Source organism: Bradyrhizobium genosp. SA-4 str. CB756 (assembly GCF_000473125.1).
Classification (GTDB): Bacteria; Pseudomonadota; Alphaproteobacteria; order Rhizobiales; family Xanthobacteraceae; genus Bradyrhizobium; species Bradyrhizobium arachidis.
Genome location: NZ_KI421499.1, coordinates 1,569,816 through 1,595,332 on the forward strand (window position 1 = coordinate 1,569,816; position 25,517 = coordinate 1,595,332).

The window sequence follows — 25,517 nt, forward strand, 5'->3', positions numbered from 1 at the left end:
ACCGTCAGACTTTTTCGACTTCGGGACGGCCGAGCAGGCCGGTCGGCATGAAGATCAGCACGACGATCAGGATCGAGAACGCGGCGACGTCCTTGTATCCGACCGAGAAATAGGCGGACCAGAACGTCTCGATCAGCCCGATCGCAAGGCCGCCGAGCATCGCACCGGGCAGCGAGCCGATGCCGCCGAGCACGGCTGCGGTGAACGCCTTGATGCCGGCGACGAAGCCCATGAAGAAATCGACCGTCCCGTAGTAGAGCAGGTACATCAGGCCGGCGACCGCGGCGAGCGCGGCACCGATCACGAAGGTCATGGAGATGGTGCGGTCGACGTCGACGCCGAGCAGCGCCGCCATGGTCTGGTCCTGCTCGCAGGCGCGCATGTCGCGCCCGAGCCTCGTGCGCGAGACCAGCCAGGTGAAGATCGCCAGCAGCACGATGGTGGTGACGACCACCATGATCTGGATGTTGGAGAGCTGGATGACGAAGCCGTCCGCGCTCTCGTGCAGGGTGTAGCCGCCGGTGATGAAGGGCGGGATCGGCTTGACGCGCGCGCCCTGCGCAACTTGCGAATAGTTGGTCAGCACGAACGACATGCCGATCGCCGACAGCATCGGGGCGAGGCGGAAGGAATGGCGCAGCGGCCGGTAGGCGATGCGCTCGATGGTCCAGCCATAGAGCGCCGTGATCGCCATCGAGACCAGCAGCACCACGAGCAGGATGACCGGGATCGCGGTCAGGCCGAGCGAGACCAGGATCAGGAAGGTGATGAGGGCGATGAAGCCGCCGATCATGAAGATATCGCCATGGGCGAAATTGATCATGCCGACGATGCCGTAGACCATCGTGTAGCCGATCGCGATCAGGCCGTAGATCGAACCGAGCACGAGGCCGTTGATGAGCTGCTGGGCGAAATAATCCATGGACTGCCGTACCAACCTGAGGCGGCTCAAAGGGAGCTCTTTGAGAGAGAGTTCTTGGGCCCCGGCAGCCCTTGAGCGTTCGTCTCGTTTTCTAACAGGAGGGAACTGGCCGCCGCAACAGCCCAGGCCTCGGCATAAAGGCTTGTACAGAGGTCATTTCGGCTACGGACGTCATTTCGGCGGTTCCGCAGGTGCGAGGAACCGGGTTCCGCAGGGCAACCAAAATGGGGGCGGCCCGTTATCTCCGCTCTGACGTCCAACAAGGGAGTTTCCCCGAATGACGAAGCAGCAGAACCAGAATCCGGGCCAGCAGAGTCAGAACCCCGGCCAGCGCAACCCGCAACAGCAGCAGGGCGGCGGCCAGAAACCCGGACAGCAGCAGCAGGATCCGATGCGGCAGGGCGAGCACCCCGGCCAGCAGAGCGGCCAGCGCGATCAGGAATAAATTTTGGGAGCCCAAGGGAGTCCACTTAGGGAGTCCAGGAGCGAAGAGCAGTAAGAGAGGTCCCGCCGAAAGGCGGGGCCTTTTTTCTTTTGGCAGGCGGTGCGCCGGGCCGGTTAAGGTAAACAAAGGGTTTAAATTGCCGCCACAGTCTGATGCGAGTTAGCTCCCGGCAAAGCCTTCCCAGTGAAGGCGCGTGGCAGGCGAAGCGGGAAGCGGCATGTTCAGGAACTGGCGGATCGGCTCGGTCAACGGCGCGCTGCTGGCGGCCTATTTCATTCCGGCCTGGGCCCTCGTCGCCTTCAACATCATGCTGGCGCCGGTGCACGGCCTCTACGAGCGGCCGAGTGTCGCGGTCGCCCTGTTCCTCAGCGACCATCTCCAGATGGCGGGGATGGAGACGGTGCGCGCCGCCTGGCTGCTGGCGCTCGGCCGGGCGACCGTGGTGGCGTTCTTCGCGATCTATCTCGTGCTGCTGAGCATTCCACGCACCCGCAAGAGCGGCAGCAGCGACGAGGCGCTCGGGATCGCGCTTGCGATCGGCAGCCTGATCTCGTTCGCCAGCATGGTGATGGCCTCCAAGGTCGGCGAGATGGCCGCGCTGCGGCTGCACGCCACCGAGCTCCTGCTCCTGCTCGGCGCCGCCATCGTGGTGGTGATCGAGAAGCCGGCGGAAGCGCCCAAGATGGTTCAGAAGGCCGCCGAGGCCCCCGCGCCGCTAGCTCTTGAGCAGGCCGAGCTCCTGCACAATCGCTGAGGCTTCCTTGACGGCGTGGTTCGCCGCCGGCACGCCGCAATAGATCGCCTGCTGCAACAGGATTTCCTTGATGTCGTCGGGCGTGAAGCCGCCCTCCGCGAGCGCCGCGCGCACATGCAGGCGGAATTCGTCCCATTGCCCAAGCGCGACCATGGTGCCGATCACGAGCACCCGCCGCATCCGCTCGTCGAAATGCGGCCGCGTCCAGATCTCGCCCCAGGCATAGCGCGTGATCATGTCCTGGAAGTCGGTGTTGAATGCGTTGCGGTTGGCGATCGACTTGTCGACCCAGGCATCGCCCAGCACCTTGCGGCGCACGTTCATGCCGGCATCGCGGCGCTTCTGGTCGTCCATGGTGTTTCCTCCGGATCAGTCATTCCGGGTTCGCCTCTTCGAGGCGCCCCGGGATGACGGGGGGCAGCTAGCGCTGGGTCAAAAAGCCCACCACCGCATCGGTGAACGCGTGCGGCTGCTCGACATTGGAAATGTGCGCGGCGTCGATGATGGTCATGCTGGCGCCGGGAATGCTGGAGCGGATCAATTCGCCTGCGGAGATCGGCGTCGCCATGTCGTGGCGGCCGGCGATCACCAGTGTCGGGCTCTTGATCTTCGGCAGCAGCGCGCGCTGGTCGAGCGTCGACAGCGCCTCGCAGCAGGCCAGATATCCCTCGACAGGGGTGGCGAGCAGCATCGACTTCATCTTCGCGGTGATCTCAGGCTCGCGCTCGCGAAAATCCGCCGTGAGCCAGCCCGCGACCACGGCATCGGCGACCGCCGCGATGCCGCCCTTCTTCACGGCATCGATGCGCTCCAGCCATTTGGTCGGCTCGGCATAATAGCAGGAGGTGTTGGCGAGGATAAGCTTGCCGAAGCGCTCCGGCGCATTGGCGCCCAGCCATTGCCCGACCATGCCGCCCATCGACAGGCCGCACCAATGCACCTTCTCGATGTTGAGGTCGTCGAGGATTGCGAGCACGTCGCGGCCGAAGCGCTCCATCGTGTAGGGGCCGGGCGGAACGTTGGACTTGCCGTGGCCGCGGCGATCGTAGCGGATGACGCGGAACACCTGCGTCAGCGCCTTCATCTGCGGCTCCCACATCTGCAGCGTGCAGCCGAGCGAATTGGAGAGCATCAGGGTCGGCCCGCCGTCGCGGCCCTCGACGGAGACGTTGATCAGGCAACCGGCGGCATCGATCATGGGCATGATATGTTCCTCGTCATGCGCGGGCTTGACCCGCGCATCCATCTCGAATGCATGTTTCTCCGATGATGGATTGCCGGGTCAAGCCCGGCAATGACATCAGGAGAGATCCAACGAAGCTAGCAGCCGGTCGATCAGGGCCTGCGATGCGCCTTGATAGGCCATCGGCTCGAACAATGCCGCAATTTTTTCCGACGCCAGATGCGCAGTGACCTGCGAATCGGCCGACAGCACCTCGCGCAGATGCTTCTTCTCCGCAACCGCGCGCTTGCTGGCGGCCTCGATCAGATGATGTGCGTCGCTCTTGCCGATCTTCTCGGCGAGCGCGAAGGTGACGGCCTCGGCCATGATCAGTCCATGCGTCGCATCGAGATTGCTGCGCATGCGCGCGGCGTCGACGTCGAGGCCTTCGGCGATGTCGACGATGGCGGCAAGCGCCCCCGAGGCGACCAGGATCAGTTGCGGCAGCGTCGGCCATTCCGCGTGCCAGGGACCGGCGCTGCGCTCATGGTCCTGCACCTGGGCTGCAAAAATCGTCGCGGCGAGTTGCGGGGCCATGGTGGCGGCGCCGAGCGCACTTGCGGCGGCGACCGGGTTGCGCTTGTGCGGCATGGTCGAGGAGCCGCCGCGGCCTTCGCCGGCGGGCTCGAACGCTTCGCCGACATCGGTCTGCATCAGCAGCGAGACGTCGCGCGCGATCTTGCCGCAGCTGCCGGCGAGAATCGCAAAGCTGGAAGCCGCCTCGGCGATTCGGTCGCGATGGGTGTGCCAGGGCGCTTCCGGCAGCGGCAGGTTCAGCTCCTGCGCCAATCGCTCCGCAACGACGAGCCCCTTGTCGCCGAGCGCCGCGAGCGTGCCGGCGGCACCGCCGAATTGCAGCGCGAGGCCCTCGCGGGCGAGCCGCCGCAGGCGGCAGCGGGCGCGGGCAAGGCTTGATGCGTATTCGGCGGCCTTCAGTCCGAACGGCATTGGCAGCGCGTGCTGCAGCCAGGTCCGTGCCACCATCGCGGTGTTGCGGTGCTTGCGCGCCAGCGCGGCAAAGCCCTTGATGGCGCGGCTGAGGTCGGCATCCAGCGCGTCGATGCCGGCGCGCAAGCTGAGCATGGTCGCGGTGTCGATGACGTCCTGGCTGGTCGCGCCCCAATGGACGTAGCGGGCGGCCTCCGCATCGGCCTTGCCGACATTGGCGGTCAGCGCCTTGACCAGGGGAATCGCGAGATTGCCGGATCGTGTCGCGGCCTCGGCCAGCGCGGCAATATCGAAGGTATCAGCCTTGCACGCCGCCTCGATCGGGCCCACCGCGGATGCGGGGATCACGCCTGTCGCGGCCTCGGCGCGTGCCAGGGCTGCCTCGAAATCGAGCATGTTCTGGAGGGTCGACCGGTCGTCGCAGATCGCGCGCATGGCCGGGCTCGACAGCATCGGCGCGAGCAGGGGGGAGAGGGAGGTGCTCATATTATGCGGGACCTAACCACCATGACCCGCCTGTGCCAATCCCCAACCATCAGCGCAAGCCTTTTGCAGTTGCGAATATGCATTGCACGTGACCGGGGACCACCCTTTCCTTTGCGGCCTCCGTGCGTTACTTGAGCAATATTATTCTGATGCGATCCAAGTCTGATATCCCGGGAGGCGCCCCATGGCCATGACGATGAACGGCGAAGTCCAGCTTGCGGCGCCGCGCGAGGCCGTCTGGGAGAAGCTCAACGATCCCGAGGTGCTCAAGGCCTGCATCCCCGGCTGCGAGGAGCTGGAGAAGACCGAGGACGGCGGCTTCCGTGCAACGGCCAAAATGAAGGTCGGGCCGGTGTCGGCGCGCTTCAAGGGCAAGGTCATGCTGAGCGATCTCGACCCGCCGAACGGCTACAAGATATCAGGTGAAGGCGAGGGCGGCGTGGCCGGATTCGCCAAGGGCGGTGCGGCGGTCAAGCTCGCGGAGAAGGACGGCGGCACGCTGCTCTCCTACGATGTCGAGGCGCAGATCGGCGGCAAGTTGGCGCAGCTCGGCCAGCGCCTGATCAACGGCACCGCCAAGAAACTGGCCGACGAGTTTTTCGCGAATTTCGCCAAGGCGGTACAGGGCTGAAACCTATCGCCTTTCGGCATGGCGGCTTGCGTCCGGGGCGATGTTGCCCCAGGGGACAATGGCCCATATGATGGGTTGGAATAATTATAAGAACGCTTCGACGGGACCCGTCGGGGTGCTGATAGAGAGTGCTTATGGCAAAAATCTCCCTCATCGTGAACGGCAATCCTGTAACGGCCAATGTCGATCCCCGCACGCTCCTGGTGCAGTTTTTGCGCGAGAATCTGCGACTGACCGGCACCCATGTCGGCTGCGACACTTCGCAGTGCGGCGCCTGCGTCGTGCATCTCGACGGCAAGGCCGTGAAGTCCTGCACCACGCTTGCGGTGATGGCCGACGGCCATGAGGTCAAGACGATCGAGGGGCTCGCTGCCGACGGCGCGCCGCTGCATCCGATGCAGGAGGCCTTCCGCGAGCACCATGGCCTGCAGTGCGGCTTCTGCACGCCCGGCATGATCATGACCGCGATCGACATCGTCCATCGCAAGGGCCACGAGGTCGACGACCATACGATCCGGGAAGAACTGGAAGGCAATCTTTGCCGCTGCACCGGCTACCAGAACATCGTCGCCTCGATCTCCGCCGGCGCCAAGGCGATGGCGAAATCCGATCTCGCCTAACCCGCGCATCCCGCGATCAGGACATTCAGATGTACGAATTCAAATATCATCGCCCCGGGACCGTGCGGCAGGCCGCCAACCTCCTGGTGAAGAACGAAGACGCCAAGGTGATCGCCGGCGGCCATACGCTGATTCCCGTCATGAAGCAGCGTCTCGCCAGCCCCCCGCATCTGGTCGACCTCTCCCACATCGAGGGGCTCAACACGATCGAGATGAAGGGCCGCTCGCTCGTGATCGGCGCCACCGCCAAGCATGCCGAGGTCGCGACCTCCGCCATCGTCGGCGAGGCCATTCCGGCGCTGGCGGATCTCGCCGGCCAGATCGGCGATCCCGCCGTGCGCCACCGGGGCACGATCGGCGGCTCGCTTGCCAATAACGATCCGACCGCCGACTATCCCGCCGCGGTGCTCGCGCTGGGCGCGACCATCGTCACCAACAAGCGCCGCCTCAAGGCGGAAGAGTATTTCCAGGGCCTGTTCTCGACCGCGCTGGAAGCGGACGAGATCATCACCAAGGTGATGTTCCCGCTGCCGAAGAAGGCGGCCTACGTCAAATTCCGCAACCAGGCGTCGCGCTATGCGCTCGTCGGCGTGTTCGTGGCCCGGCGTCCGTCGGACGTGCGGGTCGCCGTCACCGGCGCCGGCTCCGAGGGCGTGTTCCGCGTCACCGCGTTCGAGGAAGCCCTGAAGAAGCGCTTCGCGTCGAAGGCGATCGAAGGCATCGAGGTGCCGGCGGACGGCCTCAACAGCGACATCCACGGCAGCGCCGAATATCGGGCGCATCTCATCGGAGTGCTGACGAGGCGTGCCCTCGACGCCGCCAACGCCAAGGCGTGAGTGAACCTCACGCCTCGGCCAAACTTGTCCCTGGTGGGGCGTAGCGAGACTGGCTTTTTCATGAATTCAGCGGCCAATTCTTCCGGTGCTTTGCCGGCATCGGTCGATGCGATGCTCGAACTCTTGACCTCGCGCGGCTATCTCGCCGAGCGGTCGCTGGCGACAGTGACCTACCTGTCGCTGCGCATGGGCCGGCCGCTGTTCCTCGAAGGCGAGGCCGGCGTCGGCAAGACCGAGATCGCAAAGGTGCTCTCGGCGGCGCTGGGGCGGAAGCTGATCCGTCTGCAGTGCTACGAGGGCCTCGACGTTTCCTCCGCGGTCTATGAGTGGAACAGCGCCGCGCAGATGATCGCGATCCGGATGGCGGAAGCCGCCGGCGATACCGATCGCGATCAGCTCTCGAGCGACATCTTCGCCGACCGCTACATGATCAAGCGGCCGCTGCTCCAGGCGCTGGAGCCTGATGTGGCCGGTCCGCCGGTGCTCTTGATCGACGAGCTCGACCGCGCCGACGAGGCGTTCGAGGCGTACCTGCTCGAGATCCTCAGTGACTTCCAGGTGACCATCCCTGAATTCGGCACCGTAAAGGCGCCGCATCCGCCAATCGTCATCATCACCTCCAATCGCACCCGCGAGATCCACGACGCGCTGAAGCGGCGCTGCCTCTACCACTGGGTCGATTATCCCGCCGCCGAGCGCGAGCTTGCCATCGTCAAGACGCGCGTGCCCGGCATCTCGGCAAAACTCTCGCAGCAGGTCGTGCGCTTCGTGCAGGCCCTGCGCAACCAGGACTTCTACAAGTCGCCTGGTGTCGCCGAGACCATCGACTGGGCCACCGCTTTGTCGGAGCTCGATGCTCGCTCGCTGACCCCGCAAGTGGTCGGCGACACGCTGGGCGCGCTGCTCAAGTACCAGGACGACATCACACGGATGCAGGGCGATGCCTTGCAGAAGGTGCTGAAGGACGCGACGAGCGAGAATTGATCTCGCGCCATAACTGCTCCCGTCATTCCGGGGCGCGACGAAGTCGCGAGCCCGGAATCCATAACCACGATCGGGAGTATGGATTCCGGGCTCGCGCCTAAGAAAGCGCGCCCCGGAATGACGAGGGGATGGATACGAAACCATGGCCATCAACCACCTTGCCCCGGAGCAAACCGAGCAGTTCGCCGACAACATCGTCGGCTTCGCCCGCGCGCTGCGTGCGGCCGGAATGCCGGTCGGGCCGGGCGCCGTCATCGATGCCATGAGCGCGCTGCAGGTGATCGACATCGGCAACCGGTCCGACGTCTTCACCACGCTGGAGGCGATCTTCGTCAAGCGCCACGAGCATGCGCAGATCTTCAGGCAGGCCTTCAACCTGTTCTTCCGTGCCTCCGAGGAATGGAAGCACATGCTGGATTCGGTACCGCTGCCCGAGCAGGCCAAGAAGAAGCCGCAGGCCGGCGCCCGCCGCGTGCAGGAGGCGATGTCGCAGCCGCGCACGACCGAGACGCCGCAGCACCAGGAGCAGGATTTGCGCCTGTCGGTCTCCGACAAGGAGATCCTTCAGAAGAAGGATTTTGCGCAGATGAGCGCGGCGGAGATCAGCGAGGCGCTGCGCGCGGTCGAGCGGATGCACCTGCCGCAGGCCGAGCTCCTGACGCGCCGGCACCAGCGCGATCCGCGTGGGCTGCGCCTCGACCTGCGCCGCACGCTGCGCGCGTCCTTACGCACCGGCGGCGACATCATCGACATCCATCGCCTCGGGCGGATCGAGAAGCCGGCGCCGATCGTCGCGCTGCTCGATATCTCGGGCTCGATGAGCGAGTACACTCGCCTGTTCCTGCACTTCCTCCACGCCATCACTGACGCGCGCAAGCGCGTGTCGGTGTTTCTGTTCGGCACCCGTCTCACCAATGTCACACGGGCGCTGCGCCAGCGCGATCCGGACGAGGCGCTGGCGAGCTGCTCGGCCTCGGTCGAGGACTGGGCCGGCGGCACGAGGATCTCGGCCTCGCTGCACAACTTCAACAAATTGTGGGCGCGGCGGGTGCTGAGCCAGGGCGCCATCGTGCTGCTGATCTCCGACGGGCTGGAGCGCGAGGCCGATTCCAGGCTCGCCTTCGAGATGGACCGGCTGCACCGCTCCTGCCGGCGGCTGATCTGGCTGAACCCCCTGTTGCGCTTCGGGGGCTTCGAAGCCAAGGCCCAGGGCATCAAAATGATGCTCCCGCACGTTGACGAATTCCGCCCGGTACATAATTTGAGTTCGATCCAGGAGCTGATCACCACGCTCTCCCAGCCGCTGCCGCCGCATCACCGCAGCCTGATCCGCTCCGCAGCTTGAGAGGCCACCCATGCTCGATCGCGACGAGGATATCCTGAAGGCGGCGGAGGACTGGCAGAAGGCCGGCCGTGGCGTCGCGCTGGCGACCGTGGTGGAGACCTGGGGCTCGGCCCCGCGCCCGGCGGGCTCGAGCCTCGTCATCAACGACGAGGGCACGTTCCTGGGCTCAGTCTCCGGCGGCTGCGTCGAGGGCGCCGTGGTGACCGAGGCCATGGACGTGATCGAGAGCGGCAAGCCCAAGATGCTGGAATTCGGCGTTGCCGACGAGACCGCCTGGAATGTCGGTCTGTCCTGCGGCGGCACCATCCGCGTCTTCGTCGAGAAGGTCGGCTAGCCGTGAAGCTCGCGATCCTGCACGAACTCAATGCCGAGCGCGCCGCGCGCCGGCCCGTCATTTTGGTGACGGACACAGAGAGCGGCGAGCAGCGCCTGGTGAAGGCTGCGGACTTCGCAAAAGACCCGCTGCGCGCTGAGCTGGACAAGCAACTTCGCATGGGCAAGAGCGCCAATGTCGAGGCTGGCGGAAAGAAGCTGTTCCTGAACGTCTACGCGCCGACCGCAAAGCTCGTGATCATCGGTGCGGTCCATATCAGCCAGGCCCTGGCGCCGCTGGCGCGCTCGCTCGGTTACGACGTCACTGTGGTCGATCCGCGCACGGCCTTTGCGAGCCCCGAGCGATTCCCCGACATCCCGCTCGTCGCCGAATGGCCGGACACGGCGCTGCCGCCGCTCAATGTCGATGCCTACACCGCCTTCGTCGCGGTGACGCACGATCCCAAGATCGACGATCCCGCGCTGCTGCACGCCTTCGAGCGCAACTGCTTCTATATCGGCGCGCTCGGCTCACGGAAGACGCACGCCAAGCGCGGCGACCGGCTGCGGGCGCAGGGCGCCAAGGACAGCGACATCGCGCGCATCCACGCGCCCATTGGTCTTGCGATCGGCGCGGTGTCGCCGTCCGAGATCGCGGTAGCGATCATGGCCGAGATCACGGCGGTGCTCCGCCTGCCACCCAAAGAAAAAGAAGAAGCGGCATGAAGTTCGGACCGGCGAGCCCCAAGGATGCGATCGGCGGGGTGACCGTCCACACCCTGCGCCAGGGACCGCTGGTGCTGAAGAAGGGCACGACGATCGGGCCTGCCGAGGTCGAGTCGCTCACGCGCGCCGGCATCAAGGACATCGTCGTGGTGCGAATGGAGGCGGGCGATGTCTCCGAGGACGTCGCGGCCGCCAGCATCGCGCTTGCGGTCGGCGGCGAGGGCATCCATGTCGAGCGCGCCTTCACCGGCCGCGCCAATCTGTTCGCCGCCCAGCCCGGCGTGCTGGTGATCGACCGCGCCGCGGTCGACCGCATCAACAATATCGACGAGGCCATCACCTTCGCGACGCTCACCGCCTACAAGCCCGTGGTCGAGGGCGAGATGGTCGGCACCGTCAAGATCATCCCGTTCGGCGTCGAAGGGACCTTGCGCGATGCCGCAGTGAAGGCGGCCGGCAAGGACGTGCTGAAGGTTGCGCCGTACGTCATCAAGCGCGTCGGCGTGGTCTCGACGCTGCTGCCGGGCCTGTCGTCGAAGGTCGTCGACAAGACCCTGCGCGTCACCACCGAGCGCCTCGCGCCGGCCGGCGCCAGCATCATCGCCGAGCGGCGGGTCCAGCACGACGAACACGCGCTGTCGGCGGCGATCAAGGAATTGCTTGGCTTAGGGGCCGAGCTCGTCATCGTGTTCGGCGCGTCCGCGATTGCCGATCGTCGCGACGTCATTCCGGCGGCCGTGACCGGCATCGGCGGCGAAATCGAGCATTTCGGCATGCCGGTCGATCCCGGCAATTTGCTGCTGATCGCGCGGGCCGGCGGCGTGCCGGTGCTGGGCGCGCCGGGCTGCGCCCGCTCGCCGGTCGAGAACGGTTTTGACTGGGTGCTGATGCGGCTGCTCGCCGGCATCAAGGTGACACGCCCCGAGCTGATGGGCATGGGCGTTGGCGGCCTCCTGATGGAGATCGTGACGCGGCCGCAGCCGCGCGCCCAGCCCGAGACCGAGGGCAACAGCCAGGTTGCGGCTATCGTGCTCGCGGCGGGCCGCTCGACGCGCATGGGCGGACCGAACAAGCTGCTCGCCGAGCTCGACGGCAAGAAGCTGGTGCGGATCGCCACCGAGCAGGCGCTGGCGTCCAAGGCATCCGAGGTGATCGTCGTCACCGGCCATCAGACCGAGCTGGTCGAGCAGGCGCTCGCAGGCCTGAAGGTGCGCTTCGTCAAGAATCCGGATTTTGCCGGCGGCATCGCAAGCTCGGTCAAGGCCGGCATCGCCGCCGTGCCGGAGACCTGCGACGGCGCGATCGTCTGTCTCGGCGACATGCCGCTGATCGATGCCGGCCTGATCGACCGCCTCATCGACGGCTTTGCACCGGACCGCGGCAACCTGATCGTCGTCCCCGTGAGCGAAGGCCGCCGCGGCAACCCTGTGCTGTGGTCGCGCCGCTTCTTCAAGGAGCTGATGACGCTCGACGGCGATGTCGGCGCGCGGCATCTGATCGCCAAGCACACCGAGGCGGTCGCCGAAGTGCCTGTCGATGGCGAGAGCGCCTTCCTCGACATCGACACGCCGCAGGCCCTGGAAGCGGCACGCCGCGGATGACGCTGCCGTAGGGTGGGCAAAGCGACTTGTCCGCCATAGCTCGAGGAGCGACGGCGGAAGCGTGCCCACCGATCTTGAATGACGATGTGGATGGTGGGCACGGCGCTTCGCGCCTTTGCCTACCCTACGGCACCTCCAAAGTGGCGGATTTCAACCACTCGTTCACCAAGTGGAAACGACCGCCGCTTAGAGTCCCCTCCACCTGCCTTGGGGGGAGGGGCTTTCCATGACTTCGAATGCCGTCGCGCGCCGTTGCGCGATGTTTTTCTTTGCGCTGTCGGTGTGTGTCGCGGGCGCGCGCCACATTACGGATGCGCACGCGGCCGGCGCCATTGCGGTCGGCAAGTGTGGCGCCTATGGCCAGGCCTATGATTACGGCGCCGAGCACGAGGCGCGCGCCGCGGCGCAGAAGCAGTGCAAGGGTGAATGCACAACGGTCACGATGAAGCGCGCCTGCGCCGCGATGTCGGTCGATCTCGCCAACCCCTGCGGCGCTTATGGCTACGCCGTCAAGCCGAAGATCTCCGCCTCGCTCAATGCCGCCACGCGCGAATGCTACAAATATGGCGGCAAGGAATGCGTGATCCGCGCCTGGGCCTGCGACGCCAAGGGGTAATCCTCTCGCTGTCATTCCGGGGCGCGCGTAGCGCGAACCCGGAATCTCGTGCAACAATCTCCAGATTCCGGGTCTGCGCCTGACGGCGCATCCCGGAATGACATTTTGTGGAGAGATGCATGCAATTCGATACCAAGATCGCCGTCGTGATCCGCACCGATCTTCAGGCCTGGCAGAAGCTCAACGTCGCGTCCTTTCTCACCAGCGGCATCGCCGCTGCATTTCCCGAATGCATCGGTGAGCCCTACGAGGACGCCTCTGGTACAAAATATCAGTCGCTGATCGGCCAGCCGATCCTGATCTACGCCGCCGACGGCCCCGCGCTGTCGCGGGCGCTCGATCGTGCGCTGACGCGCAACGTGAAGCCGGCGGTTTATACCGAGGATATGTTCAAGACCACGCACGATGCCGCCAATCGCGAGGCGGTGAGGGTGGTGGCGCGCACCGATCTCAACCTCGTCGGGATCGCGATGCGCGCTGAGCGCAAGGTGATCGACAAGATCGTCGATGGATTGAAGTTCCATAGCTGACGCGGTGTCCACTTAGCCTGCGCCATCACGTCCCTGTCATCATGCTGCCTGCGGCGCATAAATTTGCGCCGTTTGACTCCAATCAAGGGCACGCCGCGCGGCATCGCTAGTCTGCTCCAATCCTTGCAACGGAGCAGACCCATGCCGACCATGAAAGCCGCCATCGTCAAACAATTCGGCAAGCCGCTGGTGATCGAGGACGTGCCGGTGCCGCAGCCCGGCCCCGGCGAGGTCTTGGTCAAGGTGAAAGCGTGCGGCGTCTGCCACACCGACTTGCACGCCGCCGCCGGCGACTGGCCGGTGAAGCCGGCGCCGCCCTTCATTCCCGGCCATGAGGCCGCCGGCATCGTGGCCGCGCTCGGGCCCGGCGTGAAAAATCTCAAGGTCGGCGATGCCGTCGGCGTCGCCTGGCTGCACGATGCGTGCATGGCTTGCGAATATTGCCAGACCGGCTGGGAGACGCTGTGCGAGCACCAGCACAACACCGGCTACAGCGTGAATGGCGGCTTTGCCGAATACGTCATCGCCTCGGCCGCCTTCGCCGCCAAGCTGCCGGCGACGATCGACTTCGCCGCCATCGCGCCGATCCTCTGCGCCGGCGTCACCACCTACAAGGGACTGAAGGAGACCGACGCGCGGCCCGGCGAGTGGGTCGCGATCTCAGGCGTCGGCGGGCTTGGTCATGTCGCGGTCCAGTACGCCAAGGCGATGGGGTTCAAGATCGCCGCCATCGATATTGCCGAGGACAAGCTTGCGCTCGCACGCGAGACCGGCGCCGATCTCGCGGTCAACGCGCTTGAAGCCGATGCCGTGGACAAGGTGCTGACGGCAACCGGCGGAGGGGCCCACGGTGTGCTGGTGACCGCGGTCTCGACCGCCGCGTTCGCGCAGGCCCTGAAGATGGTGCGCCGCAAGGGCACCGTGAGCCTGGTCGGCCTGCCGCCGGGTGAATTCCCGACGCCGATCTTCGACGTCGTGCTCAAGCGCATCACCGTGCGCGGCTCCATCGTCGGCACGAGGCGCGATCTCGACGAAGCCATCGCCTTCGCCGCCGACGGCAAGGTCAAGGCCGAGGTGGCGAAGGTGCCGCTTGCGCAAATCAACGACGTCTTCGATCGGATGAAGGCCGGCAAGATCGACGGCCGCATGGTGCTGGATTTTGCTTGAAGCGTTTTCGAGCGAATTGGATACCGGTTCGCATAAAGAAAACGCGTCGAAACGGGAATCTGGCGCCTCAGCCCGGCGGCATGCCTGCGAATGTCGGCAAGTCGGGGTCGAGGCGATCCCAATCATGGGCGCGCGCGGCGTAAGTCACGGCTTGCGGCTTGTAGCGGGCGGGCTCGTCGAGGCTGGCGGCACGGATGGTGAAGATCTCGGGCATGGCGGCGAAGGTCATATAGACCGGCAGGCCGCACTGCGGACAGAAGCCGCGCGTCTTCACATTGCCGCTGTCGCCGACCATGTCCCAGTGCTTCGCTTCGCCCGTCAGCGTGACGCCGGCGCGCGCGAAGGTCGCGTACGAGCCGTGTCCGCTGCCGCTTTCCCGCTGGCAGTCCCGGCACTGGCAGTGATTGCTGAACAGCGGCTCGCCAAGAATCGAATAGCGGATGGCGCCGCAGGCGCAGCCGCCGGTAAAGGGCTTTGTCATCGAAAAATCTCCCGCTCACTCTTCGCCGCTGATCTCATCGAGCTGTTTGACGACCTTCTTCCAGCCGCCGCTCATGACCGTGTAGGCCGACTCGTTCCTCGGCAGGACGAAGCCGGCATGAACGAGCCGGATCCGCGTGCCGGCCTCGACCGGGGTGAGGGACCAGGTCACCACGGTGTCGAGCGGCGCGCCGTAGCCGGTGTTGCGCGCATCGCCGCCCTTCCAGGCGTAGACGAGGCGCCTGAAAGCCACGACTTCGAGAACGCGGCAATGAATGACGCCGTCCCAATTGCCGCCCGGCGTGGTCTGGAACGTGAAAGACTTGCCTTCGACCGCTTCGAACCCGGTCGGCTGCATCAGCCAGCGCGCGATCAGCTGCGCATTGGTCAGCACCTTCCAGACCGTCTCCGGTGTATGAGGGAGCACCTCGTCGATGACGATGTCTTTTGTCTCGGCTTGCAACGCGGCTGCACTCACGGGTCGATCTCCTTCAAGAGGTCACGCAGGTTCTGGAAGCGCTCGCGCCAGAACACGCCGTAATGGTCCATCCAGGTGACCAGCGGTGCGAGGCCTTGCGGCGCGGCGCGGTAATAGACGTTGCGGCCCTCGGCGCGCTCAGCGACGAGGCCGGCCTGTTTCAACGATTTCAGGTGCTGCGAGATCGCGCCTTGGGTGACGCCGCTGCCGCGGGTCAGCTCGGCGACGCTGATCTCCTTGCTCTCGAACACACGCTCGAACACCGCGCGGCGGGTCGGATCGGCGAGGGCGCGCATCACGGTGGTGACGGGATTTGGGGCGGGCTCAATCATGCGAGTTCAATTAGCGAATGCTAATGAATTAGTCAACACTAATTCGTTGGCCGAATTGCGTTGCGTCCTTTGCTTGACTATGACTGACTAGTCAGTCATAAATTGAGGATGCCAAAGAAGTCGACCAAAGCCGCCATGTCCCCCGCAGCTCGCACCAGCGCGAACGTCCTCGCAGCGAGCGAGGAGGGACCTGCCTCGAACCGCGCCACACGCGCAGCGGAACGGCGTGCCGCGATCGTGGAGGCCGCGATGGAGGAGTTCATCGCGCGCGGCTTCGCGGCGACGCGGCTCGACGACATCGCCAGGCGCGCCGGTGTCGCCAAGGGCACGATCTACCTGCACTTCAAGGACAAGGAATCGATGTTCGAGGAGCTGGTGCGCATCGTCATCGTGCCCGTGGTGGCGCGGTTGACGGAGTTGCCGCCGCCGGCGGGCTCGGTGCGCGATCTCGTCGAGGCCTTCGCCCGCAATTTCCTGAAGGAAGTGATCGGCACGAGGCGCGGCGATCTGGTGCGCCTGATCGTGGCGGAGGGGCCGCGCTTTCCTTCCGTCGCCGACTTCTACTACCGCGAGGTCGTCTCGCGCGGCATCGCCACGATGCGCACCCTGATCGAGCTCGGCATCGCCCGTGGCGAGATCCAGGAGAAGGACCTCGCGCGCTATCCGCAGATCCTGGTCGCGCCCGCGATGATCGCGGTGATCTGGCAGAGCCTGTTTGCGCGGCACGCGCCACTCGATGCGCAGGACATGCTGCGTGTCCATCTCGATTTGATTTTTGGTGAACGGAGGACGACATGAGGTCGTCGCGGGTATTTTTGACATTTGCATTGGCGCTCGTGCTCGCAACCGGCCTCGCCGGCTGCAACGAGAAGCGCGATCCCGGCTTCCAGGGCTGGGTCGAGGCCGACATGATCTTCGTCAGCCCGGATGAAGCAGGCCGGGTCACGAAACTGAACGTGCGCGAAGGCGACGAGGTCAAGGTCGGTGATCACCTCTATTCGGTCGACGACGACCTCCAGCTCGCCGACCTCAACCAGAACAAGGCGACGCTGGCGAACGCCCAGCAGACCTATGACCGCGCGGCCTCGCTGAGCAAGACCGGATCGGGCACGCAGGCCAATCTCGACTCCGCGGTGTCGGCCTTGCGCGTTGCCGAAGCGCGGGTGGCGACGTCGGAGACGCGGATGGCGCGGCGCAAGGGCTTTGCGCCGGTCGCCGGCACCATCCAGCAGATCTATTTCCGTGAGGGCGAGATGGTGGCGGCACAGCGGCCGGTGCTGTCGATCATGCCGCCCGGCAACATGAAGCTGCGCTTCTTCGTGCCGGAGACCGAGCTGCCGAAGCTTACGATCGGCGACACGGTGCGGATCGCCTGCGACAATTGCGCCGCCGACCTCACCGCCAAGATCTATTTCATCGCGACCTCGGCGGAGTACACCCCGCCCGTCATCTACAGCCTCGAGGAGCGCAACAAGCTGGTCTACCTGATCCAGGCGCGGCCCTCGCGCCCCGACGCCCTGCGCGTCGGCCAGCCGATCAACGTCTATCTCAACCCGAAGACGCCGGTGGCGGACAAGCGATGAACGGCCGCAACGACATCGCGATCGACGTCAAGGGCCTGACCAAATCGTTCGGCGGGCGCGAGGTCGTGCACGATCTGTCGATGCAGGTGAAGCGCGGCTCGATCTACGGCTTCCTCGGGCCGAACGGGTCGGGCAAGACCACGACCATCCGCATCCTCTGCGGCCTGCTGACGCCCGACAGCGGCGAGGGCACCTGCCTCGGCTACGACATCCTGAAGGACGCCGAGAAGATCAAGCGCCAGGTCGGCTACATGACCCAGCGCTTCAGCCTGTATCAGGACCTGTCGGTGCGCGAGAACCTCGAATTCGTCGCGCGGCTCTATGGCCTCACCGATGCGCGCGGCGCCGCGCGCGACATGATCAAGCGGCTCGGGCTCTCGGGGCGCGAGGAGCAGCTCGCGGGCGAGCTCTCCGGCGGCTGGAAGCAACGGCTGGCGCTGGGCGCCTGCACGCTGCCCAATCCAAAGCTGCTGCTGCTGGACGAGCCGACCGCCGGCGTCGATCCCAAGGCGCGGCGCGATTTCTGGAACGAGATCCACGCGCTTGCGGCTGAAGGGCTGACCGTGCTGGTCTCGACCCACTACATGGACGAAGCCGAGCGCTGCCACGAGATCGCTTATATCGCCTATGGTCATTTGCTGACCCACGGCACGGTCGAGGAGGTGATCGCGGGATCCGCGCTCTCGACCTACACCGTCACGGGCGAAGACCTGAACGGCCTCACGGCCGAGCTCACGGGCAAGCCCGGCATCGACATGGTGGCTCCGTTCGGAACCTCGCTGCACGTCTCGGGGCGCGACGTGACCGCGTTAGAGGCCAGCATCGCGCCCTGGCGCGAAAAGAGCGGCCTGCACTGGCACAAATCCTCGCCCTCGCTCGAAGACGTCTTCATCGAGCTGATGAGCCGCTCCAAGGATAATTTCCAATGAGCGCTGTCGATCAAGCCGCACCACGGCACGAAATCCGCGAACGCTTCGGCTTCTGGAAGCGCTCCTATGCGATGCTGATCAAGGAGTTCATCCAGCTGAGGCGCGACCGCGTCTCGTTCGCGATGATCGTGATGCTGCCGGTGATGCAGCTTCTGTTGTTCGGCTATGCCATCAACACCACACCGCACCACCTGCCCAGTGCCGTGCTGCTCCAGGAGGATTCCGATCTCGCCCGCTCGATCCTGAAGGCGCTGGAGAACACCGCCTATTTCCGCTTCATCTACGAGGTGCACGACGTCGACGATTTCGACAATCTGCTGAAATCCGGCAAGGTGCTGTTCGGCGTCGAGATCCCGCGCGGCTTCGAGCGGGCGGTGCGGCGCGGCGACAAGCCGGCGCTGCTGGTTGCGGCCGACGCCACTGATCCCGTGGCGGCGAGCTCCGCGCTTGGCTCGCTCGGCATGGTGGTGCAGACCGCGCTCGCGCACGATCTCTATATCGGCGATCCCCCGGAGATGCCGTTCGAGATCCGGGCGCATGCGCGCTACAATCCGGCGGCGGCCTCCAGCCTCAACATCGTGCCGGGCTTGGTCGGCACCATCCTCACCATGACCATGCTGATCTTCACCGCGCTGTCGGTCACGCGCGAGGTCGAGCGCGGCACCATGGAGAGCCTGCTGTCGATGCCGATCAAGCCGGTCGAGGTGATGTTCGGCAAGATCATCCCTTACGTGCTGGTCGGCTTCGTCCAGGCTTTCCTCATCATCGGCATCGGCGTGTTCCTGTTCGGCGTGCCCGTGCTCGGCAATCTGTTTCTGCTGGCGCTGCTCTCGACACTGTTTATCACCACCAATCTCGCGATCGGCTACACCATCTCGACCGTGGTGCAGAACCAGCTCCAGGCCATGCAGATGTCGATGATGTTCTTCCTGCCGAGCATCCTGCTGTCCGGCTTCATGTTCCCGTTCGCAGGCATGCCGGCCTGGGCGCAATATCTCGGCGAAGGCCTGCCGCTGACGCATTATCTGCGCATCGTCCGCGCCATCATGCTGAAGGGCGCGACCATGCAGAATCTGCGGTTCGACGCCCTGGCGCTGGCGGCCTTGATGCTGCTTGCCATGGTCATCGCCGTGACGCGCTTCCGCCGCACGCTGGATTGAGGCAAACTGCCCCTTGAGAGTCATTCCGGGGCGATGCGATAGCGTCGAACCCGGAATCTCGAGATTCCGGGTTCGCGATTGCGTCGCGCCCCGGAACGAGCAGGGGGAATGATGGCCAGGTTTGCGAGCAGGAAGGCCCGGCAGCATGCCGCCTTGTCGGAGGATTACGAGCGCGAGCTGACGCGGGAGGTGCTGCGCACCGAGCTGTTGCGGGTGCGGGCGCTGATCATGACCGGATGCGTCATCATCATCCTCCTCACCACGATGTATTTGATCGACCCTGCCGTCGTGAACCGGGTCTGGCGTGGTACGGGCGGGCTCGTCAAGGAATACGGCCTTCTGATCGGCTTCATCCTGCTCGAGGTGTGGATTTACGCCCAGATCAGGCGGAACCTCAGGCTCAATCGCGATCTGCCGGTGGCCCGGCGCTACATCGGTGCGCTCATCGAGACGTCGCTGCCCACGCTCATCCTCCTTCTGCAAATCCGGACCATGGGCGCGAGCCAGGCGCTCGGCTTCGCGGTGCCGCTGGTCTACTTCATCTTCGTCATTCTCTCGACCCTGCGGCTCGATTTCTGGCTGTCTACCTTCACCGGCTTTGTCGCCGCGTCGCAGCTGTTCGCCGTCGCGCTGATTTATGATCCTGACAGCGGCGTCGGCGAGCCACAGACCTATTTCCACGCGGTGCGCAGCGTCATCCTCCTGATCTGCGGCGTGCTGGCGGGAGCCGTCGGCGCGCGGTTGCGGCGGCAATTTGCCGCGAGCATCGCGGCGGCCACCGCGCGCGACCGCGTCACCAACCTGTTCGGCCAGCACGTCTCGCCGCAGGTCGTCGAACGGCTGATGGCGGAGGGCACCAGCGCCAGCGGCGATATCCGACGCGTCGCCGTGATGTTCGTCGATTTCCGCGGCTTCACCGCCGGTGCGCAGTCGCGCACGCCGCAGGAGGTGGTCGACCGGCTCGACGGCGCCTTCGCTGTGCTGGTCGACATCCTCGATCGCGAGGGCGGCATCGTGAACAAGTTTCTCGGTGACGGCTTTCTCGCCCTGTTCGGCGCGCCGCTGGAGGCCTCGGATGCCGCGCATCGCGCGGTCGCGGCCGGCCGCGAGATGCTGACCGCGATGGACCGCATCAATGCAGAGACGAGCTGGCCGCTGCGGATCGGCATCGGCATCCATTTTGGCGAGGTCGTCGCCGGCAATATCGGCTCGCCCCGGCGCAAGGAATACACTGTCATCGGCGACACCGTGAACTTCGCCTCGCGGCTTGAAGCTTTGAACAAGGAGTTCGGCTCGCAGCTGTTGATCTCCGCGTCGGTGCGCGAGGCCCTCGGCGATGACGGCAAGGATGCCGTCGCGCTCGGCGAAGTCGAGGTGCGCGGCTACGAGCGGCCGGTGCCGGTGTTTCAACTGGGATAGACTGCTCGCATTTCGTTGAATGCGCGTGATGAAATATCCCGCCTCGTTTTCCGCTCTCGCACTCAGGAAGTCGAAAGCTCTCGGCTTCCGTTTGCCATGCGGAGAAGATCCATGTCCCGATTGACCCTTGTCTCAGCCATCCTCATCGCTGCGGCCGTCTGCCAGATGCAGGCCGCTGCCGCCCGCGACGTGATCCCGCGCCACGCCCAGCCTTCGGCAACTGCGGATTGCGTGAGAGCGCCAGCGGCAGGGGCGTTTGCCTCGGCGCCTTACAAGCAGCCGCCCTGCATGCCCAAGGCAACAAACTGACGCGAGCGGCGTCGGGCCGGCAGGTCTGCCGGCCCGACATCGCTTTCCGCCTTCTCCCCGTGCGCGGTATTTTCGTAGTGCTTGACTCCCATCTCATCTAGTCATCTATATGACTAGATGAATGCAGCCCCGCACGACGACCGCCTGCCGCGCTACCAGCGCCTGCGCGACGACCTCGCCGCGCGGATCAACCGCAATGAGTGGCGGCCGGGCGAGCCGATCCCGTCGGAGGCCGAGCTCGGTGCGCATTACGGCGTCGCCATCGGCACCGTGCGCAAGGCGATCGACCAGCTCGTCAGCGATGCCGTGCTGGAGCGCCAGCAGGGCCGCGGCACCTTCGTGCGCCGCGCGCGCTTCAACTCCTCGCTGTTCCGCTTCTTCCGCTTCCAGTCCGAGAGCGGCGAGCGGCGCGTGCCGAAGAGCCGCATCATCCGCCGCAAAAGCGTGCCGGCGAATTCGGCCGTCGCCTCCGCGCTGCGCATTCCCGTCGGTGAGCCCGTGATCAGCCTGTCGCGCCTGCGCCTGATCGACGACGTGCCGTTGCTCGCCGAAGAGATCTGGCTCCAGCAGTCGCGCTTCGCAAAGATCCTCGACATCGACACCGCCGAATTCGGCGACTTGCTGTACCCGCTCTACGAGGAGCGCTGCGGCGAGGTGGTGGTCTCCGCCGAGGAAATCCTGACGGTCGAGACCGCCAATGAGATGCAGGCGCGCCTGCTCAGGCTCGAGACCGGCGCGCCGCTGATCGTGATCGAACGCCTTGCGCTCGACCTCGAGCGGCGGCCGATCGAATGGCGCCGCTCGCGTGGCCCGGCGGATCGCTTCCGCTACCACGCCGAGATCCGCTGACGCGGCCTTTCAACGACATCAAGCAACAACGAGTACAGGGGTGGAAACATGTCGAACTGGTACAGTGAAAGCTCGCCGCTGGAGCGGCGCACGTTCTGGGCAAGCTTTGGCGGCTGGGCGCTGGATGCGCTCGACGTGCAGATGTTCGGCCTCGCCATCCCCGCGCTGATCGCGGCCTTCGGCATCAGCAAGGCCGATGCCGGCCTGCTCGGTTCGATCACGCTGTTCTTCGGCGCGTTCGGCGGCTGGATCGGCGGCGCGCTCGGCGACCGCTTCGGCCGCGTCAAGGCGCTGCAGATCACGGTGGCGACCTTTGCGCTCGCGACCTTCGCCTGCGCCTTCGCGATGACCTACACCCAGCTCCTGATCCTCAAGGCGATCCAGGGCCTCGGCTTCGGCGCCGAATGGGCCTGCGGCGCGGTGCTGATGGCCGAGATCATCCGTCCCGAGCATCGCGGCAGGGCGCTCGGCTCGGTGCAGAGCGCCTGGGCGGTGGGCTGGGGCGCCGCCGTGCTGCTCTCGGCGCTCGTGTTCACCTATGCGCCGGCAGACATCGCCTGGCGACTCCTGTTCGCGCTCGGGCTGTTGCCGGCGCTCCTCATCATCTTCATCCGGCGCGGCCTGAAGGAGCCACCGCGATCTGTGGCCGCCGATAAGACGCCGTTCTTCGCCACGCTCTCCGGCATCTTCCATCGCGACGTGCTGCGCTCGACGCTGATCGGCGGCCTGTTCGGCATCGGCGCCCATGGCGGGTATGCCGCGCTCACCACCTTCCTGCCGACATACTTGCGCGAGGTGCGGCACCTGTCGGTGCTGGGTTCCAGCGGCTATCTCGCCGTCATCATCGTCGCCTTCTTCTGCGGCTGCGTCGCGAGCGGCATCATCAGCGACCGCATCGGCCGCCGGGCCAATGTCGCCTTGTTCGCCAGCGCCTGCATCATCACGGTGCTGATCTACATCTTCGCGCCGCTGACCAATGGCGAGATGCTGGTGCTCGGCTTTCCGCTCGGCTTCTTCTCGGCCGGCATCCCGGCCAGCATGGCGGCGCTGTTCAGCGAGCTCTATCCCGCCGGCGTGCGCGGCACCGGCGTCGGCTTCTGCTACAATTTCGGCCGCGTCGTCTCTGCGGCATTCCCCTTCCTGGTCGGCTTCCTCAGCGATCACATCGGGCTTGGACCGGCGATCGGCATCGATGCGGCGTTTGCTTATTCGCTGGTGCTGATCGCGGTGCTGATGCTCCCCGAGACCCGCGGCAAGGTTTTTGAGCAGACCGCCGCGACGCGCGCCTGACGACGGATGGGGAGTAGCCACCATGACATTCGCCCAGCGCGGCCTCACGCGCCGCCAGTTCGGCGCGGGCCTTGCGTCGCTCGCCACGGTGGTTGCGACCACAGCCAGGAGTGAGGCGGCCTTGCCTGATATCGACACCCACGCCCATGTCTTCCACCGCGGCCTCAAGCTCGCTCCGGGCCGGCGCTATGCGCCGGACTACGACGCGCCGCTGCCGCTGTATCTGGAGCAGCTCGATCGCAACGGCATGACGAATGGCGTGCTGGTGCAGCCGAGCTTTCTCGGCACCGACAATTCCTATCTGGTCGAATGCCTGAAGCAGGCGGCTGGGCGCCTGCGCGGCATTGCCGTGGTCGATCCCACCATCACCGCGGACGAGCTGCGCGCGCTCGACCGCGCCGGCGCGGTCGGCATTCGTCTCAATCTCGTCGGCCAGCCCTTGCCTGATCTCGCCGCCCGCGAGTGGACGGCGCTGCTCGCAAACGTGAAAGCCATGGGCTGGCAGGTCGAGGTCCAGCGCAATGCGTCCGATCTCGCGGTGCTCGCGCCGCAGCTGCTCGATCACGGTGTTACCGTCGTGCTGGATCACTACGCGCTGCCGGATCCGAAGCTCGGTATCGCCGATCCCGGCTTTCGGTCTGTGCTGAAGCTCGGCGCGACGAAGAACGTCTGGGTCAAGGTCTCCGCGCCGTATCGCAATGGCGCGGTCGGCGAAGATTTTGCGAAGGCGGCCTATCCGCTGCTGCGCGACGCCTACGGCGTGGATCGCCTGTTGTGGGGCAGCGATTGGCCGCACACGCAGTTCGAGGCTTCGCAGAGCTACGAGAAGAACCGGCAATTTCTCGACACGATGATCACTGATGCGAGCGAGCGGGCGCAAGTGTTGGCGTCACCACGGTCGCTCTTCCGCTTCTGACTCCCCCTTGCGCCATTGCTCCGATTGCACTCAATTTTGGGGCATGACGGACGATGTCGCCGGCCTGTAGACTGCCGCGCGATGCGGCCGGTCGTGGCCGCGACTTGCATGGGGAAGTGACGATGCAGCGCCGCTACATCACCGTCGACGTGTTCACCGACCGCGCCTTCGGCGGCAATCAGCTCGCCGTGGTGCTCGATGCCGGCGGCTTGTCGACCACGCAGATGCAGGCGGTCGCGACCGAGTTCAACTATTCCGAGACGACCTTCGTGCTGCCGCCGCGCGACAAGGCCAATGACGCCGAGGTTCGCATCTTCACGCCGGTGCAGGAGATTGCCTTTGCCGGCCATCCCAATGTCGGCACTGCCTTTGTGCTCGCCTCGATGGCGAAGGAGCCGAAGCCGCGCCTGCTGTTCGAGGAGAAGGCCGGTCTCGTGCCGGTCGAGATCGTGCGGGAGCAGGGCCGGGTGATCAGGACCGAGCTCACCGCGCCGCAGCCCCTGGCGCGGTATGCGCCGTTGTCACCGGCTGAGGCCGCGAGCTGCATCTCGCTGAGTGCGGATGACGTCAAGACCGACAACCACGCACCACATGTCGTTACCGTCGGAAACGCGTTCCTGGTGATGGAGCTGCATTCGCGCGAGGCGCTGAAGCGGGCCCGGCCCGATGCTGTGGCCTACGGCAAGGTCTTGCCGCGCGACGGCGCCCGCTCGGTGTGGTTCTATACGCGCGATGTGCCGCCAGCGGAGGCGCCTTGCGAGCGGCAGGCGCGGATGTTCATGCGCGGCGCCAGCGGTCTCGTCGAGGACCCCGCCACCGGCAGTGCCACGGTCGCCGCCGCGGCGCTGTTTGCCGATCTCGATCCCACGCGTGACGGTGAATTGAAGCTGACCATTGGCCAGGGCTTCGACATGGGCCGGCCCAGCATCCTCCAGACGCGCGTGCGCAAGCAGGGCGGCAAGATTTTGTCCGCCCATGTCGGCGGCAGCTGCGTGCAGATGATGGAAGGGACGTTCAAGCTGGCGGGGGAGGGGTGAGCTCTTTCCGCTCGTCATTCCGGGGCAGCGCGAAGCGCTGAGCCCGGAATCCATCGGGCGGCAGAGTTGGTGGATGAATGGATTCCGGGCTCGCGCTGCGCGCGCCCCGGAATGACGGCGGAGGTGGCTACACCTGCCGCCCCACCAGATTTTTCACCGCCACCCCATCGCGCTCCTCGATGATCTCCGCGATCATCTGGCGGTGGCAGTGGGTGTGATCGCGCTCGTAGCAGAGCAGGCACACGGGCCCCGCCTTTTTCACCAGCGCCGAGAGCTCGTCCATCGCGTCTTTGGCCTCGGGCGCCTTCAGGTGCTTCGAGAAGATCTTCTCCAGCACGTCGTATTGCCCGCTACGCGCGGCAAGCCGGCCTTCCTTCGGCGTGCCGAGGGCTGCGAGATGGACATAGGCGATGCCGCGCTCGTCCAAGCCGGCGGCGAGCTGCTTCTTGGAAAAGCCCGGCCGGCGCGACGACGTCACCGCGCGCACGTCGACCACGAGCTTGACGCCGGCGTGTTCCAGCTCGTCCAGCACGGCCTTGGGCGGCGTCTGCTCATAGCCGATGGTGAAGAGCTTCTTCGCCTTTGCCACG

30 protein-coding genes are annotated in these 25,517 nt (G+C 65.7%); 22 read left to right on the plus strand and 8 right to left on the minus strand.

Annotated features, from left to right (window positions below; translation table 11 throughout):
• Nucleotides 1-4: 4 nt before the first annotated feature.
• On the minus strand, nucleotides 5-922 hold the full coding sequence (locus tag BRAGE_RS0107580; protein WP_027560193.1) for an ABC transporter permease subunit: 918 nt from the start codon (nucleotides 920-922) through the stop codon (nucleotides 5-7).
• Between the two features lie 277 nt (nucleotides 923-1,199).
• On the opposite strand from BRAGE_RS0107580, the gene BRAGE_RS55730 reads away from it, so the two are divergent.
• Both BRAGE_RS55730 and BRAGE_RS0107590 read left to right on the plus strand, forming a co-directional pair.
• A complete protein-coding gene (locus BRAGE_RS55730) occupies nucleotides 1,200-1,367 on the plus strand; it encodes a hypothetical protein (protein ID WP_167336489.1) in 168 nt (55 codons plus the stop codon).
• Nucleotides 1,368-1,584: 217 nt separating this feature from the next.
• The gene (locus BRAGE_RS0107590; RefSeq protein ID WP_027560192.1) at nucleotides 1,585-2,121 is read left to right on the plus strand and encodes a hypothetical protein; all 537 of its coding nucleotides are present in this window, start codon (nucleotides 1,585-1,587) and stop codon (nucleotides 2,119-2,121) included.
• Here BRAGE_RS0107590 and BRAGE_RS0107595 read toward each other — a convergent pair.
• The 3 genes from BRAGE_RS0107595 to BRAGE_RS0107605 form a co-directional block, all read right to left on the minus strand.
• Nucleotides 2,083-2,475 carry a carboxymuconolactone decarboxylase family protein gene (locus BRAGE_RS0107595; protein ID WP_027560191.1) on the minus strand — a complete coding sequence of 131 codons (393 nt, stop codon included), beginning with the start codon at nucleotides 2,473-2,475 and terminating at the stop codon, nucleotides 2,083-2,085. The genes BRAGE_RS0107590 and BRAGE_RS0107595 overlap by 39 nt on opposite strands.
• Nucleotides 2,476-2,542: 67 nt before the next feature.
• The gene (gene pcaD / locus BRAGE_RS0107600; RefSeq protein WP_027560190.1) at nucleotides 2,543-3,325 is read right to left on the minus strand and encodes a 3-oxoadipate enol-lactonase; all 783 of its coding nucleotides are present in this window, start codon (nucleotides 3,323-3,325) and stop codon (nucleotides 2,543-2,545) included.
• Nucleotides 3,326-3,421: 96 nt separating this feature from the next.
• Entirely contained in the window at nucleotides 3,422-4,777 is a 1,356-nt protein-coding gene (locus tag BRAGE_RS0107605; RefSeq protein ID WP_027560189.1) for a 3-carboxy-cis,cis-muconate cycloisomerase, read from the minus strand.
• A gap of 184 nt (nucleotides 4,778-4,961) precedes the next feature.
• On the opposite strand from BRAGE_RS0107605, the gene BRAGE_RS0107610 reads away from it, so the two are divergent.
• The 11 genes from BRAGE_RS0107610 (at nucleotide 4,962) to adhP (ending at nucleotide 14,145) form a co-directional block, all read left to right on the plus strand.
• Nucleotides 4,962-5,408 carry an SRPBCC family protein gene (locus BRAGE_RS0107610; RefSeq protein ID WP_027560188.1) on the plus strand — a complete coding sequence of 149 codons (447 nt, stop codon included), beginning with the start codon at nucleotides 4,962-4,964 and terminating at the stop codon, nucleotides 5,406-5,408.
• Between the two features lie 134 nt (nucleotides 5,409-5,542).
• Nucleotides 5,543-6,028, plus strand: a complete 486-nt coding sequence (locus tag BRAGE_RS0107615) for a (2Fe-2S)-binding protein (protein ID WP_027560187.1) — start codon at nucleotides 5,543-5,545, stop codon at nucleotides 6,026-6,028.
• A gap of 29 nt (nucleotides 6,029-6,057) precedes the next feature.
• Complete coding sequence (locus BRAGE_RS0107620) at nucleotides 6,058-6,864, plus strand: FAD binding domain-containing protein (RefSeq protein ID WP_027560186.1); 807 nt, start codon at nucleotides 6,058-6,060, stop codon at nucleotides 6,862-6,864.
• Between the two features lie 60 nt (nucleotides 6,865-6,924).
• Entirely contained in the window at nucleotides 6,925-7,848 is a 924-nt protein-coding gene (locus tag BRAGE_RS0107625; protein ID WP_027560185.1) for an AAA family ATPase, read from the plus strand.
• 142 nt (nucleotides 7,849-7,990) lie between these two features.
• Nucleotides 7,991-9,193, plus strand: a complete 1,203-nt coding sequence (locus tag BRAGE_RS0107630; protein ID WP_027560184.1) for a vWA domain-containing protein — start codon at nucleotides 7,991-7,993, stop codon at nucleotides 9,191-9,193.
• Between the two features lie 10 nt (nucleotides 9,194-9,203).
• Complete coding sequence (locus tag BRAGE_RS0107635; protein ID WP_008564652.1) at nucleotides 9,204-9,527, plus strand: XdhC family protein; 324 nt, start codon at nucleotides 9,204-9,206, stop codon at nucleotides 9,525-9,527.
• 2 nt (nucleotides 9,528-9,529) lie between these two features.
• Entirely contained in the window at nucleotides 9,530-10,231 is a 702-nt protein-coding gene (locus BRAGE_RS0107640) for an XdhC family protein (RefSeq protein ID WP_027560183.1), read from the plus strand.
• Nucleotides 10,228-11,832, plus strand: a complete 1,605-nt coding sequence (locus tag BRAGE_RS0107645) for an NTP transferase domain-containing protein (protein WP_027560182.1) — start codon at nucleotides 10,228-10,230, stop codon at nucleotides 11,830-11,832. Before BRAGE_RS0107640 ends, BRAGE_RS0107645 begins: the two co-directional genes overlap by 4 nt.
• Before the next feature lie 226 nt (nucleotides 11,833-12,058).
• Entirely contained in the window at nucleotides 12,059-12,448 is a 390-nt protein-coding gene (locus BRAGE_RS0107650; protein WP_027560181.1) for a DUF4189 domain-containing protein, read from the plus strand.
• Between the two features lie 119 nt (nucleotides 12,449-12,567).
• The gene (locus BRAGE_RS0107655) at nucleotides 12,568-12,978 is read left to right on the plus strand and encodes a DUF2000 family protein (RefSeq protein WP_027560180.1); all 411 of its coding nucleotides are present in this window, start codon (nucleotides 12,568-12,570) and stop codon (nucleotides 12,976-12,978) included.
• A gap of 141 nt (nucleotides 12,979-13,119) precedes the next feature.
• Nucleotides 13,120-14,145 carry an alcohol dehydrogenase AdhP gene (adhP, locus tag BRAGE_RS0107660; RefSeq protein WP_027560179.1) on the plus strand — a complete coding sequence of 342 codons (1,026 nt, stop codon included), beginning with the start codon at nucleotides 13,120-13,122 and terminating at the stop codon, nucleotides 14,143-14,145.
• Nucleotides 14,146-14,212: 67 nt separating this feature from the next.
• Here adhP and BRAGE_RS0107665 read toward each other — a convergent pair whose 3' ends face one another.
• Genes BRAGE_RS0107665 through BRAGE_RS0107675 form a run of 3 tightly spaced genes read right to left on the minus strand, consistent with a single transcriptional unit; the run spans nucleotide 14,213 to nucleotide 15,435 of the window.
• Nucleotides 14,213-14,626 carry a GFA family protein gene (locus BRAGE_RS0107665; RefSeq protein ID WP_027560178.1) on the minus strand — a complete coding sequence of 138 codons (414 nt, stop codon included), beginning with the start codon at nucleotides 14,624-14,626 and terminating at the stop codon, nucleotides 14,213-14,215.
• 15 nt (nucleotides 14,627-14,641) lie between these two features.
• The gene (locus tag BRAGE_RS0107670; RefSeq protein ID WP_027560177.1) at nucleotides 14,642-15,103 is read right to left on the minus strand and encodes an SRPBCC family protein; all 462 of its coding nucleotides are present in this window, start codon (nucleotides 15,101-15,103) and stop codon (nucleotides 14,642-14,644) included.
• On the minus strand, nucleotides 15,100-15,435 hold the full coding sequence (locus tag BRAGE_RS0107675) for an ArsR/SmtB family transcription factor (protein WP_027560176.1): 336 nt from the start codon (nucleotides 15,433-15,435) through the stop codon (nucleotides 15,100-15,102). Before BRAGE_RS0107675 ends, BRAGE_RS0107670 begins: the two co-directional genes overlap by 4 nt.
• 108 nt (nucleotides 15,436-15,543) lie before the next feature.
• Here BRAGE_RS0107675 and BRAGE_RS47970 point away from each other — a divergent pair, with 108 nt between their 5' ends.
• From BRAGE_RS47970 to BRAGE_RS0107720, 9 genes are all read left to right on the plus strand, one after another.
• A complete protein-coding gene (locus BRAGE_RS47970) occupies nucleotides 15,544-16,233 on the plus strand; it encodes a TetR/AcrR family transcriptional regulator (RefSeq protein WP_027560175.1) in 690 nt (229 codons plus the stop codon).
• Nucleotides 16,230-17,018 (plus strand): HlyD family secretion protein, encoded by a 789-nt coding sequence (locus BRAGE_RS0107685; RefSeq protein ID WP_027560174.1) that lies wholly within the window; start codon nucleotides 16,230-16,232, stop codon nucleotides 17,016-17,018. Before BRAGE_RS47970 ends, BRAGE_RS0107685 begins: the two co-directional genes overlap by 4 nt.
• Nucleotides 17,015-17,947, plus strand: a complete 933-nt coding sequence (locus BRAGE_RS0107690; RefSeq protein WP_027560173.1) for an ABC transporter ATP-binding protein — start codon at nucleotides 17,015-17,017, stop codon at nucleotides 17,945-17,947. The genes BRAGE_RS0107685 and BRAGE_RS0107690 overlap by 4 nt, the downstream gene beginning before the upstream one ends.
• On the plus strand, nucleotides 17,944-19,107 hold the full coding sequence (locus tag BRAGE_RS0107695) for an ABC transporter permease (protein ID WP_027560172.1): 1,164 nt from the start codon (nucleotides 17,944-17,946) through the stop codon (nucleotides 19,105-19,107). The genes BRAGE_RS0107690 and BRAGE_RS0107695 overlap by 4 nt, the downstream gene beginning before the upstream one ends.
• A 111-nt stretch (nucleotides 19,108-19,218) precedes the next feature.
• On the plus strand, nucleotides 19,219-20,526 hold the full coding sequence (locus BRAGE_RS0107700; RefSeq protein ID WP_027560171.1) for an adenylate/guanylate cyclase domain-containing protein: 1,308 nt from the start codon (nucleotides 19,219-19,221) through the stop codon (nucleotides 20,524-20,526).
• A 426-nt stretch (nucleotides 20,527-20,952) separates the two neighbouring features.
• The gene (locus tag BRAGE_RS0107705; protein WP_027560170.1) at nucleotides 20,953-21,684 is read left to right on the plus strand and encodes a GntR family transcriptional regulator; all 732 of its coding nucleotides are present in this window, start codon (nucleotides 20,953-20,955) and stop codon (nucleotides 21,682-21,684) included.
• A gap of 48 nt (nucleotides 21,685-21,732) precedes the next feature.
• Nucleotides 21,733-22,974, plus strand: a complete 1,242-nt coding sequence (locus BRAGE_RS0107710; protein ID WP_027560169.1) for an MFS transporter — start codon at nucleotides 21,733-21,735, stop codon at nucleotides 22,972-22,974.
• A 22-nt stretch (nucleotides 22,975-22,996) separates the two neighbouring features.
• Complete coding sequence (locus BRAGE_RS0107715) at nucleotides 22,997-23,890, plus strand: amidohydrolase family protein (RefSeq protein WP_027560168.1); 894 nt, start codon at nucleotides 22,997-22,999, stop codon at nucleotides 23,888-23,890.
• Nucleotides 23,891-24,012: 122 nt separating this feature from the next.
• On the plus strand, nucleotides 24,013-24,927 hold the full coding sequence (locus BRAGE_RS0107720) for a PhzF family phenazine biosynthesis protein (protein ID WP_027560167.1): 915 nt from the start codon (nucleotides 24,013-24,015) through the stop codon (nucleotides 24,925-24,927).
• A gap of 127 nt (nucleotides 24,928-25,054) precedes the next feature.
• Here the strand turns inward: BRAGE_RS0107720 and BRAGE_RS0107725 are convergent, their stop codons facing one another.
• Nucleotides 25,055-25,516: a DUF488 domain-containing protein gene (locus tag BRAGE_RS0107725; protein WP_028146220.1), complete on the minus strand. Its 462-nt coding sequence runs from the start codon at nucleotides 25,514-25,516 to the stop codon at nucleotides 25,055-25,057.
• Between the last annotated feature and the right edge of the window lies 1 nt (nucleotide 25,517).